Here is a 14,003-nt window from a genome sequence, read left to right as displayed (position 1 = left end):
GAGCGCGTGACTGCTCAGGTCACGACGGTGATCACGGAAATCCGGCGCCGCCCCGCGGTCAGCCACAGGAACCGCTCCGGGACCAGCCCAGCGATCAGCTGCGCGACCGACCCCGAGACCAGCCCTGAGACCAGCCCCAAGGTCAACGCAGCATCAGCCGCCCACCACCCCCATCGGCGCCGTCCGCGGCCACGGCCGCACCGCCTCGATGTACGCCGCGAGCCCCAGCAGCAGCGCCTCCCGACCGGGTCGCGCGACGAACTGCACGCCGATCGGCGTCCCGCAGCTGTGCGTCCCGGCCGGGACGTTCATCGCCGGCCAGCCGGCCAGGTTCCACGGCGGGCACAGCCCCGCGTAAGAGGTGTTGGCGACCGCGTTGGCCAGCAGCCCGCGCCGTCCCCACCGCAGCGCCGCCGGCGGCGGCCTGAGCAGCGTCGGCGTGAGCACGACGTCGGCGTCGCCCAGGAAGCGCTCGGCTCCGGTGTCCCGCCAGCGCCGCCGGGTCCGGGCCCCGGTCAGGCCGGCCTTCGCCAGCGTCCGGCCGGCCGACGCCATGCGCCGCGTGCGGCGCTCCAGGGCCCGCCGGTCGTACTCCTCGGCGTCCAACGCGGCGGCCGCGTACCAGGTCAGCACCGCACCGGGCCCGAGGTAGGCGGGATAGCGCGGCGCCCGGACGATCGTGTGCCCGGCTGATTCGAGCAGCCCGGCCACACCTTCGACGGCGTCCTTGTGCTCCCGGTCGACGCGGTAGCCGACCGAGGGCGGCGCCGTGGAGACCGCGATCCTCAAATCGGACGGCCGCGAATTCACCGCATCGACAAGCTCGGGAGCGTCGGCCATCACCGACAGCATCAGCGCCGCGTCCTCGACCGTCGTGGCCAGCGGACCGTTCTCGGACAGGCCCCACCACGAGTTCCGCCCGAGCTCCGAGGGCACCGTCCCATATCCGGGCTTGAGGCCGAACAACCCGCAGCACGCCGCCGGGCCGCGGATCGAGCCCAGCCCGTCGTTCCCGTGCGCGATCGGCACCAGCCCGGCGGCCACCGCCGCGGCCGCGCCGCCGGACGAGCCGCCCGGCGTCCGCGTCAAGTCCCAGGGATTGCGCGCCATACCCAGCGCGCTGTCGGTCATCGCGACCAACGACAGTTCCGGAGTATGGGTAAGGCCGACCACGATCGCGCCGGCGGCCCGCAGCCGCGCCACCACCGGGTGGTCCTCGGGCTGCGGCGGCCGGTCCGCGGTCGCCGCGGTGCCGTTCCGGCACTGCTCGTCGGCGACCGGCACGTTGTCCTTCACCGCGACCGGCACCCCGGCCAGCGGCAGGTCCGCCAGATCGGGCCGGCCGGCCAGCTCGTCGGCCTCGGCCAACGCCGCGTCCTGCCGGACTTTGCGGAACGCCCCGATCCGGGGGTCCGCGGCGGCTATGCGGTCCAGGGCCTCCTGGACGGCGCCGCGCACACTGCTCTTGCCTTGACGGACGGCCGCCGCTATCTCGGCGGCCGTCCGCGGCTCCACGCCGCTTCCGGTCCAGCCAGCCATCCCTGCATCATCGCGCCGACAAGGTGCGAGGCCAAGAGGGCGGGCGTCGGAGTCCGGAAGCGGATACCACTATGTATCGCGCAGCTCCCGCCGGCCTCAGCCGAGCAGGTCGTCGAACTCGCCGTCCTTGATCCCGTTGATCATGGCCTCGATCTCGGCCCGGGTGTACAGCAGAGCCGGGCCGTGCGGGTCGCGCGAGTTGCGCACCGCGACAGAACCGTCCCCCATGCCTGCGAACTCCACGCAGTTGCCCTGCGAGTTGGAGTAGCTGCTCTTGCGCCACGCGGCGGCGACCTTGGTGGCCGGCATGCCGTTGTAGGCCTCGAACTCGCTCATTGTCGTTTTCCCCTTACATGTACGGTGGGAAGGGTTGATCCACTGCACGTGCATTCGCGCGGGAATCAGCATTCGCCGATGCATGGCAGTAAACGGATGCTAGCGGTCTTGCTGTCGCACGCGCAGAGGTTTCGAGTGTGAAACGTTCAAAGAGCGGGTAAAGGTTCTCCCCGCAGGTTCAAGGCATGCGTTCGCCGCGGCTTCGATACCAGATCGATATACATTCGAGCCCTGTGATCGCCAACCAAATCGGCCGTGTGCCGCCCGTGACCGGGCGCGAACCGTTCGTTAGGGCGAACACGGAAAGCGGTTACTGCGTCACAGCTCCCGTCATCGGTCGGCGACCGTCAGCGACGAGGCCGTCAAGCCGATGGGAATCCTTGACTGAAACAGTGGATGAAGCCCCGTGTGAACCCCTGGACGGAACCGGGCGGAAACGCCGGGTTCGCCGTCAGCAGGCGAGTTCGAACAAGGCCCAGACGACCTTGCCGGACGGCTCGGCCGCCCCCGGCGCGCGAAAACGGCGCCAGCCCCAGTCGTCGGCCAGCGCCTCCACGAGATACATCCCCCGCCCCGACTCGTCCAGACCCCATAACCCGTCGGCCGCCCGGGCCGGCGTCGGGGCCACCGGCGAGGCGGCCGAGGGGTCGGCGACGGCGAAGAGCACGCGCTCCACACCGGCTTCGCCCGCCCCGGTGTCACAGGGTTCGTGGACCAGGCACAGCGATATCAGGTCGGACTCGTCCCGCACCCGGTCCGGCAGCACCGCTTCATAGGCGTGCAGGAGCGCGTTGGTCACGAGTTCGGAGACGACGATGCCCAGATTCTCCAGCAGCGTGGCAAATCTCTCAGGTTGTCCGCGCCAGTCCTCAGCGACGTCCCGGACGAACCGCCGGGCCGCCGAGACCGATTCGGCGCGGGCCGGGAGCACGCAATGCCGCGTCGACACGCTGCGCCCCACGGCCTGGTACCCGATGCAGACCGGCAGGTCGGCATGGAGCAGGGAGTAGGCGTAACCAGACGCGACCATCGGGTCTCCCGTCGGGTGCCGGCCGCTGTGGCGGCGGCACATGCAATCGCAGAGTTTTCCTATGCATAAGGCGGATGCACGTGCATGCTACAGCGTAGACGGCGCGCGCAGGGTCTCGGATGGGCAAAGACTTTGCCGAATTGATTCAGGGTCCTGTAGCACGCTGCCGGGAGTCGAAGGCGTCGGGACAGCCTAGGCTTGCAGTGTTCACAAGCGGACGCCCGAGTGGCACAATCGGCAGCTGATCCACCGCCCGGCACCTGCGATTTACGGGGTCGGGCCTCAGATGGAGCGAGGAAGCAATGAGTGGGCCCCACACCGCTGATCCCGAGTCCGAGCCGCCGCGCTCGGGCGGCGCGACGGTGCGCCGGATCATGCTCGGCTCGCAACTGCGGCGGCTGCGCGAGGCCGCGGCGATCACCCGGGAGACCGCGGGCTGGGAGATCCGCTCGTCCGAGTCCAAGATCAGCCGCCTGGAACTGGGCCGCGTGGGCTTCAAGATGCGCGATGTGGAGGATCTGCTGACGCTCTACGGCGTCACCGACCCCGGCGCCCGCGAACCGTTCCTGTCGATGGCCAAGGCCGCGAACGCGACCACCTGGTGGCACGGCTACCACGACGTCCTGCCGAGCTGGTTCGCCGGCTACATCGGCCTGGAGGAGTCGGCCTCGCTGATCCGTACCTACGAGGTGCAGTACATACCGGGCCTGCTGCAGACCGCCGACTACATGCGCGCCGTGATGGCCGGCCGCGGCGTCTACGACAGCGACTCCGAGCGCCGCGTCCAGGTCCGGTCGGAGCGCCAGACCGTGCTGCTGCGCGAGCAGGAGGCACCGCGGCTGTGGGCCGTGGTCGACGAGGCCGCGCTGCGCCGCCCGGTCGGCAGCCCGGAGATCATGCGCCAGCAGCTGTCCCACCTGCTGGAGATGATGGAGCGGCCGAACATCACGGTGCAGGTCCTGCCCTTCCAGTCCGGCGCGCACGCCGCCGAGGCCGGAGCGTTCACGATCCTGCGCTTCGCCGAGCCGGACCTGCCGGACGTGGTCTACCTGGAGCACCTGGCCGGCGCCCTCTACCTGGACAAACGCGATGACGTCGACGTGTATCTGCAGGTCATCGAGCGCATCAGCGTCACCGCGCTGACCCCCGCCCTCACCGCCGAGGCCCTGGCCAAGCTGATCAAGGACTTCTAGAAGGCCGCAAGGCTTCTTAAGGTTCTTAATCTGGTATCTGTACTCGAACATCCAAAACGGATACGTTCGTAGCCATGCCTGACAGGGGAGACGAACGGGGGCGTGGCGGCACACGGACGCTGGTGACGGGCATTCTGGCCGGCACCGAATGGCACCCCGCCACCAACCCGCAGGAGGCGACTCAGACCGCGCGTGAGGCCCGGGATCTGGCCGTCCGACTGCGACCTGTGCTGTCCAAGCTGGCGCAGGCCCCGCGCGGCGGACGCCGCCGCGATCTGGAGTGGCTGCCGGCGGTCGAGCAGCTGGCGGTGGACGCGCAGTACTTCGCCTCGTGGTGGCTGCCGAGGCTGGAGGGCAAGTCTGCTCAGTCCTGGCCGTCCTGGTCCGCCGACGGCTACGCGGACTGGGTGAAGCGGCTGGACGCGCAGCGCCTGCGCACCCTGGAGATGGTCGAGGGCACGGCCCCGGTGACGCGGATCGCGTCGGTGACGCAGCTGCGGCGCGGCAAGGGCGCGGCGCCCGACGCGGAGGCCGAGGAGACGCAGTCGCCGACCCCGGCGCCGAGTGTCGAAGAGCCCGTAGAGACCCACTCCCCCGCGCGTCACGCCCGGGACGACTCCCAGCAGCCCGAACGCCTCGACGAGGAGCACACGGCCCGCATCACGCCGCTGCGCGGCCCCGGCGCGGCCTTGATGGACGCGGCGCTGATGGACCTGGCCGGCGCTCCCGGCATGCGCGTCGAGGAGCCCGAACCGAGCCTGTCGGCTGACGAGACGCACATAGCGAAGGCGACGCCGATTCCCGCCGGCGGCGGTACCCCCGCCGAGGCCGGCACCGATGCCGCCACCGATGCCGCCAGTGCCGAGGGCCTCGCGGAGTCGACAGCTCCGACGACGCCAGAGCCGGTCGCCCCGGTCAGCCCGGTCGCCTCGGTCGCCTCGGTCAGCCCAGTCGCTCCGGTCAGCCCCGTCGCCCCAGTCGCCCCGGTCGCGGACGTGCCGGTTGCCGGCGTGCGCGACGAGTTGCCGCCGGTGCCCAGGACCCCGCCGAATCAGGGGCCCGGTACGGGTGCGATCAAGGTCACCGTGTCGGACGACCCCGACACCACGCGCATCCAGCGGCCGCCGGTAGACAGCCCGCCGCTCGGCTTCGACGCCATCGCCGCGGAAGCCTCCGAAGCGGCCCTGCCGCGCGTCCCCCGGACACCGCCGAACCAGGGCCCGGTCGACACCGACGCCAAGGCCGGCGCTAACGCCAAGGCCGACGCCAAAGCCAACGCCGCAGCCGACACCGGCGTCGGCGCGGACATTCTGCAGATACCCCGCACGCCGCCGAACAGCGGTCCGGCGGAGGCCGACCGTCCGCGCGGCACGCGGGCCCCGGTCGTCAGCCTCGTCGGCGACGCGGAGCCGCCTCGCGTGCCCCGCACGCCGCCGAACCCCGGGCCGACAGGCGCGGGCCGCGCCGCCGAGAGCGACGCCGACTCGACGCACGTCTCGCTGGCTCCGGTCGGTCCGGCGGCGCTCGGGACAGGCGCTGAGGAGCTGACGCGGCCTCTGTTCCGCCCCGATCCGCCGGCGCCGAAAGCGGCCCCGAGAATTGCTCCGAGACCGGGCTCGGGATCGGGACCCGGATCGAGCCCGTCGCCGGGCCGGGCATCGGGATCGGAATCGGGCCGGGGTTCGGGCACCGCTGTCCCCGCCGCGGCCGCTCTGGCCGGCGCCGCCATGGGAGCCGCCGCAATCGGTTCCAGCCGCTCCGGCGGGCCTGGAGGACCCAGCGGACCCGGCGGACCCGTAGGCTCCGGCCGTTCCGGTGACTCCGGCGCGTTCGGCGACACCGGCCGCGACGAGTTCGAGAACTTCCAGCCCGGCAGCGATCTGCCCCCGCCGGTGTTCCCGATGACGGAGCCGGTCGAGCCGGTCGATCGCGGCCGCATCGTGCGGTACGCGCTGGCGGCCGTGGTCCTCGCGGCGGCCTGCGTGGTGATTTTCGTGGCGGCCCAAAAGAGCTCCACCAACAAGACCGCGGCGACGCCGCCCTTGACGAGCTCCAGCAGCTCCACCGCGGCCGGCAGCGGCGACTCGTCGGGTTCCGCCGCCCCCGGCGCGGTGACGGCGCCGACCGCGACCGGGACCGCCGCGCCGTCCTCGACCGCCTCCAAGCCGGCGCCGCCGAAGTCGAGCCCGCCGCCGAGCACCGCGCCGAAGACCACCGCGCCCAGCGCGCCCGCCTCGCACAGCTCGGCCGCGCCTCCGCCGCCGCAGACCACGACGCACCAGGCGCCGCCGCCGGTCGAGGGCGGTGTCAGCGCGCTGAGCGTCTCGTCGCTGACCCCGGACCAGACCGGCAGCTACAACTACACCGCGCATGTGCACGTGACCACGAACGGAACCGGATCAGTGACCGTCACGGTGACGTTCGCCGGGACCGCGACGCAGGGCTCGCCGGGGTCGATCGGGGCGCAGAGCCAGTCGTTCACGCTGTCCGGCAAGACGTCCTACGACATCGCTCCGCAGCTGGACGTTCACGGCATGTGTCCGTCGTCCCCGTATATCGACGCGGTCGCCAGCGCGTCGGGAGCAGGCTCCTCAGCGGCCTACGCCAGTTCGCCTTGCTGAAATCGGGCTGTTATGGGAGAACCCCTACCGCGCCTGCAAGCGCCACCCTATAGTTCAGTGCATGGGCCAGGATGGGGGGATTGGCCTGCCGACCTTTGTGTCGGAGTTGGCCGATCGAAATGCCGGGGCCGGCGTGTGGGTTCAACCGTGCGCGCCGAAGCCTTCTGCGCGCACGGGGTCGGACGGAGTCGCCGAGGCGGCCCGCCCGAAGATCGCCGACACCACAATCTCCCTTTGGACCACGCCCCACGCCGCCCGCACGCTCCACGCGGACGGTGAACACCGACGTCCCCTGCGCCACGGCTGGCGCCGAACCGGCAGGCCGTACGTACGGGGCGTCAGCAACAACCATCGCAACAGGGGGGAAACACCAATGAGCACTACAACCGTCAACACCCAGCGGCCCGCCTCGCTCGACCGCCTCACGGCGCGCGAGATGGAGATCGCCCGGCTCGTCCGGGACGGACGCACCAACCGCCAGATCGCCCGCGCCCTCGGCCTGTCCACCAAGACGGTCGAGGCGCACCTGTCGCGCATCTTCGCCAAGCTGTCGATCCCGTCCCGGACGGTCCTCGCGGTGCTGGTGACGACCGGCGAGCGCGCGGCGGCCTGACCGGCCCGACGCGCTGACCGCGCCGAGCCGCTCCGGCGGCTCGCGCGGTCGATGAGATGAGGCGGAGACGCCTTCTGGCGCGGTGCGCGGAGGTACGGTTCGCGCACCGGGCTGGGGGACGCGCTTCAGGGGGCTGACAGCGATCGTTCGGGAGCATCACCAGGCATCACAAGGAATCGACGGGTTCGGTCCGACACGGCCGAGCCGTCGATCACCGTCCGAACTCTGTCAAGCCCCCGCTTTCCGTCCCCGGGTCCGGGTCCGAGTCCACAGCGATCCGCGTCACGCGGCGCTTTCCTCCCGGGCCCGAGCAGCAGCGACCAGCTTCGTCAGCAGCGCGGTGGCGACCTGCGGCCGCTCCATCGGCAGCATGTGCCCGGTCCCCGGGACCACCGTCAGCCGCGCGCCGGGGATCGCCTCGGCCATCCGGCGCGAGTGCCCCACCGGTGTCAGCCGGTCGCGTGCCGACGCCAGGACCTCGACCTCGGTACCGCCGAGGTTCTTCAGGGCGTCCCGCTTGTCGTGGGTCATCAACGCCGGGAAGAAGCCGGCCAGCGTCGCGCTGGGACACGTCTTGATGATCTCGTTGCACTCCACGACCGCCGCACGCGGCGCCTTGCGTCCGAACAGCAGCCAGCGCGTCTGTGCCACGGCGAGCCGTGAGCCGGTGGACTGCTTCGCACGGACCGCGTCGGCCTTGCCCGGCTTGGCGGCGATCTTCCGCAGGGTCCTGATGATCGAGTTCCGCACCGGCTTGGCGACCACCTCGGGGAATCCGAGCGTGAGCCGCGCGAGCCCGCCGCTGGAGGTGTTCGTCAGCAGCACACCGGCCACCCGGCCGCCGGCGGCGAACAGATCGGGGCGCTGATCGGCCAACGCCATGATGGTCATGCCGCCCATGGAGTGTCCCGCGAGCACAATCGGGCCGGTCGGCACCAGCTGGTCCAGCACCGCGGCCAGGTCCCGGCCGAGCTGGTCGACCGACGGGCCCGGCCCGAAGCGTTCGGCGCCGGCGCCGGAGACGCCCGACAGCCACGCACCGCCCGGCGTCGACGACCCGTGGCCGCGCTGGTCGTACCGCAGGATCCGGACCTCCCCGGCTTCCGCCAGCGCGGCGGCCTGGGCACGCCAGGCCTGGAGCGACAGCGTCCAGCCGTGCGCCAGCACCAGCGTGACCGGCGCGCCGGCCGCGCCGTCCTCCTCCACGTGCAGCTCGGCGCCGTCGAAGGCGATGACTGTGTGGAACCGCGGATCGGCCATGCTTCCCAGCCCCTGTCCCTGCTCGAGTCCTGCCCGGTACCTACTCAGCGCGTGCTCTGCCCATGCTCCGCCCCTGCTCGGCGGCAACCTACCGGCCGGTAGCCTACTGAGAGTAGGAAAGGAAGTCGATAGAGTCCACTGCCATGACCGACGCCCCGCGCCGCAAGCGCGTGCCCCGCGCCGAGCGCGAGCAGCAGATCCTGGCCGCAGCCGAGGAGGTCTTCGCCGAGCGCGGGTTCCAGAACACGTCCATGGACGAGGTGTCGCTGCGCGTCGGGGTCTCCAAGCCGATGCTGTACGAGTACTTCACGTCGAAGGAAGGACTCCTGCTCGCCTGCGTGGCCCGGATCCGCGCGGACCTGCACTCCGCGACGATCGACGCTGTCTCCGCCGCCGAGCCGGACGGGCCGCGCGCCGTCCTGGAGGCGGGCCTGGAGGCGTACTTCGACTTCGCCGACCGCCACGGCCGGGCCTGGGCCGTGCTGCTCAACGAGTCGGTGATCGTCGCAGGGCCCGCAGAGGAGGCGATCGAGGCGATCCGCGGCCAGCAGACGCAGCTCCTGGAGGACGTCATCGGGCGCTGGCTGCCCGCGGCGTCCCCGGCGCGGGTCTCGATCCTGGCGCACGGCCTGGTCGGCGCCAGCGAGCGCGTGGCGCGGTGGCGACTGCGCGACGGCTCGGGGATCGGGCCGCGCGAGACGGCGGTGCTGCTCGCCGACGCGTTCTGGCCGGGATTCGCCGAGGTCGAGGCGGCGGCGAGGCGTTGAAATGGCCATGAAAGCCGCATAACGGTCATCCAGCGCAGCCGGGCTTGTCCCGCGAAACGAGGCAAGGCTAGCCTGCACGCCGGTCCCCACCCTCAGGACCGTCCCCGGCCACGAATCAAGGTGCTGCCATGTCCTCGTCCCAGATCGCCTTGCTCGGCGCGATCGCCGGCTTCACGATCTACCTCGGCCTGCCGCTCGGCCGGCTGCGCGCCCCGCTGCCCCGGCTGCGCGCGCTGCTGAACGCGGTCGCCATCGGGATCCTGCTGTTCCTGCTGTTCGACGTCCTCAGCCACGCCTGGGCGCCGGTCGACTCCGCGCTCAGCGACAAGCCGCACCGGATCGGGGACGCCGTCGGCTACGGCCTGCTGATGGCCGCCGGCATCGGGGTCGCGTTCCTGGGGCTGACGCGCTTCGACCGGTGGGTCGCCAAGCATGCGACGCGCAGTCCGGGCACGGGTCCGGGCGCGGGTCGGGGTGCGGGCACGGGTCCAGGTGCGGGTCCGGGTGCGGCGTCGGCCGCGGAGCTCGGGAGTGGCAGCGGCAGCGGGCACGGCACCCGCCGCGCCCCGCTCTCCCGGCTGGCGAGCCTGCCGATGCTGATCGCCATCGGCATCGGGCTGCACAACTTCGCCGAGGGCCTGGCGATCGGGAACTCGGCCGCCGGCGGCGAGATCAGCCTGGCCGTGATGCTGATCGTCGGCTTCGGGCTGCACAACGCCACCGAGGGCTTCGGGATCGTGGCCCCGATGGCCGCGGTCGGCGAGCGGCCGTCGTGGCGCTATCTGGGGCTGCTCGGGCTGATCGGCGGCGGGCCGACCTTCGCCGGGACGCTGGTCGGCGAGCAGTTCACCTCGACGCCGACCGCGATCGCGTTCCTGTCGCTGGCCGCCGGGTCGATCCTGTACGTGGTCATCGAGCTGCTGGCGGTGGCGCGGCGGACCGGGCTGAAGGAGCTGACCTCGTACGGGATCATGATCGGGCTGGTCGCCGGGTTCCTGACCGACGCGATCGTGACGCTGGGCGGCGCGTGAGCATACGCCCTGCGTGACGGGGCGAACACCGCGGGAGAGCCTTTCGTCCGAAAGGTGAACTCCGGGCGTCCTGGATAGGTACTCTCATGCACTCATCGCATATCGTGAACATCATGGCGGAGAGTCCTGGCCACGGCGGTCCTGCGGAACCGACGGGCGAACACGAAGAGCGGCGTCGCGTGACGGCCGACATCCCGCCGTGCCACTGCGTGATCTGCGACAGCGAGAACGCGGTCAGCCACACCCTCACGGCGGCCGAGAACGAGGCGTTCGCGGACGACGAAGGCTTGGCCGACGAGGAGGAGGACGCGGTCCGCGCGCTGGTGCCCGGCTGGTTCGGCGAGGCGGCCGCGCACGTGCGGCGCACCGGCTGGACCTCGATCGGCATCATGCCCGGCACCCGCACCCCCGGATGGGCGTTCTCAGTGGGGCTGTGGCACAGCTACCGCGCCCCCGAGGTGTCGCTGTTCGGCCTGCTGCTGCCGGACATGCAGCAGCGCGTGAACCGGGCCGGCCGGCTGATCCGCGACAACAAGCCGTTCGGGCTCGACATCGAGATCGACGGGATCCTGGACGCGCAGCCGGTGGTCGCCAAGCGCGTGCACCCCGGCTGGTACCCGACGCTGTTCGGGTTCGCCGTCGGGTTCTACCGCGGGGCGGTTCCGCCGTTCGTGCAGCTGGTCTGGCCGGACAGCCACGGGCTGTTCCCGTGGCAGCCCGGCTGCGGCCTGCGGTGCCGGACGGTGCAGCCGCAGCTGTGGCTGCCGCCGGAACTGCACCCCGACGGCCCCTGGCAGAACCCGCACTGAGTCAGCGCCGGACTCAGGACGGCGCCTCGGCGCCGTGCTGAGCCGGGATCACGACCGCTCAGAGCCGCTCGGAGCCGCTCAGGACGGCGCCTCGGCGCTGTCCTGAACCTCCTTGGCTTCCTTCGCTTCCTTCGCTTCCTTCGCCTCGCGCTCGGACAGCGCGTTCGCCACGCCGCCGCCGCTGGCCATGTACGCCGCCCGGGCCAGCAGCGCGAGCAGCCGCTCGGCCGCCTCCGGGGTCAGCCCGCGGTAGGCCCGGGACGCCAGCTCGTCCGTGATCTCCTCGGCCTGCTCCCGGAACAGGCGCGTGGCGTCGTCCGGCTGGGGGTACGGCGCCTCCCACCGGAAGAACTTCGCCCCGGCCTCGCCGAGCGATCCGGCGACGATCGCCTCCAGCGGGTCCAGCCCGGCCATCTGCACGGCCGCGATGTGCAGCCCGCCGCGCTGCTCGCGCATCACCATCGCCCAGTGCACCACCCGGTGCCGGGCCGAGGCCGGCTCCGGCATCGCGCCCCAGGCCGCGGCCAGCGGGGACAGGCCGGTCTCGGAGGTGGTCGCGATCTCGCGGAGCGTGTCGGCCAGCTCGTGGGCCTCGTCCTCCGGGAGCGCGGCCAGGAACTCGTCGGCCCACATGCGCTGCACGTCGCGGTAGCGGTCCACGACGCGGTCCAGCGGCGGGCTCTGCTTCGGGTCGCGGGCCGTCTCCCAGCTCTGCACCGCCAGCTCGGCCGGGAAGAACCCGACGACCGCGTGCACCACCTCCGGGGCCACCGGCCCGAGGACCCCGACGCGGCCGCCGAAGTAGAACGGCCAGCCCTTCATCCCCAGGTCCTTGGAGGCGGTGCGGGCCGCCTGGGAGGACATGTAGTCGCCGCCGAGGGTGTAGAGCGCACCTTTGGCCTCGACCGCGGTGCTCAGAGCCAGCTCGCGGATCTGTACCGGACCAAAAAGCGGTGCCGGATCGATTGTCGGATCAGCCGTCATGGGGCCCGATTCTCCCGCTCGGCCACAGAGCTGACAAACCGCCTCGCACAGATGCGCGTACGGCCACTCCGACCTGCGCGTTGTCCGGCAACTCCGCGACAGATAGCACAGAACGACTATTCATCCGCACGGACCACACCGGCGTGACGCGGCGGGGCGAGGGGCGTTTGTCGCGGTGACGGGCTTTGTCGGCCCGGACCCCCCTGAGAAGAATGAGGACTGGCATGCACGACGTGACCAAGCGCGGACTCGCGCTAGCGGTCGCGACCGGCGGCCTGCTGATCACTGGTGCCGCGCCCGCGGTCTCGGCGGTTTCGAACCACCCCGAGAACCCCGAGCACGCCGGGAAGAAGAGTCAGTCGACGGGCGACTCTTCACACCATGCGGCCATCCCGGTCAGCGCGTCGAAGGTCAAGCAGTACACCGGGCGGCACAAGGCCACCGAGCCGCACACCGCCGCGCCGCACCACACGGCCGCGTCGCACGCTCCGACAGCGCACGCTCCGACAGCGCACGCTCCGACGGCGCCGCACAGCCCGGAGTCGCACCACGCTCCAGCCGCGCACCACCCCGCCCCGGCGCACCACGCCCCGGCACCGAACCACCCGGCCGCGCCGCACCACAGCGCCGCACCGCACCACACCGCGGCCCCCCACCACACCGGCGCCCCGCACCACACCGGTACCGGCCCGCACGGCGCTCCGGCGCCCCAGGCCGCCGGAACCACCGCGCACTGGCCGGCCCACCCCGGCGGCGACCGCCCCGAGGCGGCTGAGGCGGCCCAGGCGGCCGAGGCGGAGTCCTCCGACCTCGGCGGCGGCGGCTTCCTGGCCGGCAACACCGTCGAGGTGCCGATCGACGCCCCGGTCAACGTCTGCGGCGTGGTCGCGACCGTGCTGGGCGGCGGCGACAGTGCCGCCGACGAGCACTGCGTCAACGGCCCGGACGCCGCCGGCGGTCCGAGCAGCTCGGCGGCCGCGGTGGCGGCCGGGAACCCGGGCGCGCTGTCGGACAACGTCGTGCAGATCCCGGTCACGCTCCCGACGAACATCTGCGGCGACACCGCGACGGTGGTCGGCGGGCACGACTCGGCTGAGGACATCCTGTGCGCCAACAAGGGCGGCGAGTCCTCCTCGACCGCCCGGGCCGTGGCCGCGTCCTCGCCCGGACTGGTGAGCGGGAACGTCGTCCAGGTCCCGGTCGACGCGCCGCTGAACCTCTGCGGGATCACCGCCAACGTGGCCGCGGTCTACGACACCGCCGCCGGCACCACTTGTGTCAACGGCGGCGAGCACGGTGACCACGACCACGGCTACGGCCCGAACCACACCCGCTCGGCGGACGCGCCCGGCATGCCGCGGCAGTCCGCGGGCTCCGGTGCGAGCGCCGTGACCGCGAACTCCTCCGGCGCCGTCACCGGCAACATCGTGCAGGTGCCGATCGAGGCCCCGATCGACGCCTGCGGCGACTCGGTGAACGTGCTCGGCGTGTTCAACTCCGCGCTGGACAACCACTGCGTGAACCACACCGCGGGCGGCGCGGCCGCCAACGGCCGGGCCGTCGGCAACAACGGCCTGGCCACCGGCAACGTCGCGCAGCTGCCGATCGACATCCCGACCGAGGTCTGCGGCGTCGTGGCCGCGGTCGGCGGGTACCACGACACGGCCGAGGGCAACAGCTGCGTGAACACCGGCGCGCCGACGACGACGTCGAGCGCCAGCACCACCGGCGAGACCGGGATCGTCACCGGCACCGTCGCGCAGGGCAGCGTGAACGCGCCGGTCGAGATCTGCGGCACGACCGTGGGCGTGGGCATCGTG

13 protein-coding genes are annotated in these 14,003 nt (G+C 72.1%); 7 read left to right on the top strand and 6 right to left on the bottom strand.

Annotated elements, in window-relative coordinates; genetic code table 11:
• Window positions 1-14: 14 nt before the first annotated feature.
• The 4 genes from GWK61_RS58795 to GWK61_RS31955 all read right to left on the bottom strand — a co-directional run bounded on the left by GWK61_RS58795 (window position 15) and on the right by GWK61_RS31955 (window position 2,905).
• Complete coding sequence (locus GWK61_RS58795; protein ID WP_267254403.1) at window positions 15-146, bottom strand: hypothetical protein; 132 nt, start codon at window positions 144-146, stop codon at window positions 15-17.
• 7 nt (window positions 147-153) lie between these two features.
• On the bottom strand, window positions 154-1,539 hold the full coding sequence (locus GWK61_RS31965; protein ID WP_194915418.1) for an amidase: 1,386 nt from the start codon (window positions 1,537-1,539) through the stop codon (window positions 154-156).
• 96 nt (window positions 1,540-1,635) lie between these two features.
• Complete coding sequence (locus tag GWK61_RS31960) at window positions 1,636-1,875, bottom strand: DUF397 domain-containing protein (RefSeq protein WP_194915417.1); 240 nt, start codon at window positions 1,873-1,875, stop codon at window positions 1,636-1,638.
• A 451-nt stretch (window positions 1,876-2,326) separates the two neighbouring features.
• Entirely contained in the window at window positions 2,327-2,905 is a 579-nt protein-coding gene (locus GWK61_RS31955) for an ATP-binding protein (RefSeq protein ID WP_194915416.1), read from the bottom strand.
• A gap of 302 nt (window positions 2,906-3,207) precedes the next feature.
• Here GWK61_RS31955 and GWK61_RS31950 point away from each other — a divergent pair, with 302 nt between their 5' ends.
• The 3 genes from GWK61_RS31950 (at window position 3,208) to GWK61_RS57125 (ending at window position 7,332) form a co-directional block, all read left to right on the top strand.
• Window positions 3,208-4,098, top strand: coding sequence for a Sco1979 family transcriptional regulator (locus GWK61_RS31950; RefSeq protein ID WP_194915415.1), 891 nt, complete (start codon window positions 3,208-3,210; stop codon window positions 4,096-4,098).
• Between the two features lie 74 nt (window positions 4,099-4,172).
• Window positions 4,173-6,719 (top strand): hypothetical protein, encoded by a 2,547-nt coding sequence (locus tag GWK61_RS31945; protein ID WP_194915414.1) that lies wholly within the window; start codon window positions 4,173-4,175, stop codon window positions 6,717-6,719.
• Window positions 6,720-7,092: 373 nt separating this feature from the next.
• Complete coding sequence (locus GWK61_RS57125; protein ID WP_228563269.1) at window positions 7,093-7,332, top strand: helix-turn-helix domain-containing protein; 240 nt, start codon at window positions 7,093-7,095, stop codon at window positions 7,330-7,332.
• A gap of 282 nt (window positions 7,333-7,614) precedes the next feature.
• On the opposite strand, the gene GWK61_RS31935 is transcribed toward GWK61_RS57125, so the two are convergent.
• Complete coding sequence (locus GWK61_RS31935; RefSeq protein ID WP_194915412.1) at window positions 7,615-8,592, bottom strand: alpha/beta fold hydrolase; 978 nt, start codon at window positions 8,590-8,592, stop codon at window positions 7,615-7,617.
• A 143-nt stretch (window positions 8,593-8,735) separates the two neighbouring features.
• Here GWK61_RS31935 and GWK61_RS31930 point away from each other — a divergent pair, with 143 nt between their 5' ends.
• The 3 genes from GWK61_RS31930 (at window position 8,736) to GWK61_RS31920 (ending at window position 11,199) form a co-directional block, all read left to right on the top strand.
• Complete coding sequence (locus GWK61_RS31930; RefSeq protein ID WP_194915411.1) at window positions 8,736-9,359, top strand: TetR/AcrR family transcriptional regulator; 624 nt, start codon at window positions 8,736-8,738, stop codon at window positions 9,357-9,359.
• A 128-nt stretch (window positions 9,360-9,487) separates the two neighbouring features.
• Window positions 9,488-10,390 carry a ZIP family metal transporter gene (locus GWK61_RS31925; protein ID WP_194915410.1) on the top strand — a complete coding sequence of 301 codons (903 nt, stop codon included), beginning with the start codon at window positions 9,488-9,490 and terminating at the stop codon, window positions 10,388-10,390.
• Window positions 10,391-10,503: 113 nt separating this feature from the next.
• On the top strand, window positions 10,504-11,199 hold the full coding sequence (locus GWK61_RS31920) for a DUF4262 domain-containing protein (protein WP_194915409.1): 696 nt from the start codon (window positions 10,504-10,506) through the stop codon (window positions 11,197-11,199).
• Window positions 11,200-11,277: 78 nt separating this feature from the next.
• On the opposite strand, the gene GWK61_RS31915 is transcribed toward GWK61_RS31920, so the two are convergent.
• On the bottom strand, window positions 11,278-12,183 hold the full coding sequence (locus tag GWK61_RS31915; protein WP_194915408.1) for an SCO6745 family protein: 906 nt from the start codon (window positions 12,181-12,183) through the stop codon (window positions 11,278-11,280).
• Between the two features lie 224 nt (window positions 12,184-12,407).
• Here GWK61_RS31915 and GWK61_RS59930 point away from each other — a divergent pair.
• Window positions 12,408-14,003 (top strand): chaplin (locus GWK61_RS59930; protein ID WP_194915407.1); only part of this gene is annotated, 1,596 nt, incomplete at its 3' end.

This window comes from Catenulispora rubra, assembly GCF_015356825.1.
GTDB lineage: Bacteria > Actinomycetota > Actinomycetes > Streptomycetales > Catenulisporaceae > Catenulispora > Catenulispora rubra.
Note: the sequence above shows the minus strand (reverse complement) of the source record. Positions and strands in the feature narration are given on the sequence as shown.

Excerpts from the sequence above, each read along its gene's own strand:
- GWK61_RS31920 (WP_194915409.1), top strand. The coding sequence starts at position 10,504 with ATGGCGGAGAGTCCTGGCCACGGCGGTCCTGCGGAACCGACGGGCGAA.
- GWK61_RS31960 (WP_194915417.1), bottom strand. The coding sequence starts at position 1,875 with ATGAGCGAGTTCGAGGCCTACAACGGCATGCCGGCCACCAAGGTCGCC.
- GWK61_RS31915 (WP_194915408.1), bottom strand. The coding sequence starts at position 12,183 with ATGACGGCTGATCCGACAATCGATCCGGCACCGCTTTTTGGTCCGGTA.
- GWK61_RS31925 (WP_194915410.1), top strand. The coding sequence starts at position 9,488 with ATGTCCTCGTCCCAGATCGCCTTGCTCGGCGCGATCGCCGGCTTCACG.
- GWK61_RS57125 (WP_228563269.1), top strand. The coding sequence starts at position 7,093 with ATGAGCACTACAACCGTCAACACCCAGCGGCCCGCCTCGCTCGACCGC.
- GWK61_RS31965 (WP_194915418.1), bottom strand. The coding sequence starts at position 1,539 with ATGGCTGGCTGGACCGGAAGCGGCGTGGAGCCGCGGACGGCCGCCGAG.
- GWK61_RS31935 (WP_194915412.1), bottom strand. The coding sequence starts at position 8,592 with ATGGCCGATCCGCGGTTCCACACAGTCATCGCCTTCGACGGCGCCGAG.
- GWK61_RS31955 (WP_194915416.1), bottom strand. The coding sequence starts at position 2,905 with ATGGTCGCGTCTGGTTACGCCTACTCCCTGCTCCATGCCGACCTGCCG.
- GWK61_RS31930 (WP_194915411.1), top strand. The coding sequence starts at position 8,736 with ATGACCGACGCCCCGCGCCGCAAGCGCGTGCCCCGCGCCGAGCGCGAG.
- GWK61_RS31945 (WP_194915414.1), top strand. The coding sequence starts at position 4,173 with ATGCCTGACAGGGGAGACGAACGGGGGCGTGGCGGCACACGGACGCTG.
- GWK61_RS31950 (WP_194915415.1), top strand. The coding sequence starts at position 3,208 with ATGAGTGGGCCCCACACCGCTGATCCCGAGTCCGAGCCGCCGCGCTCG.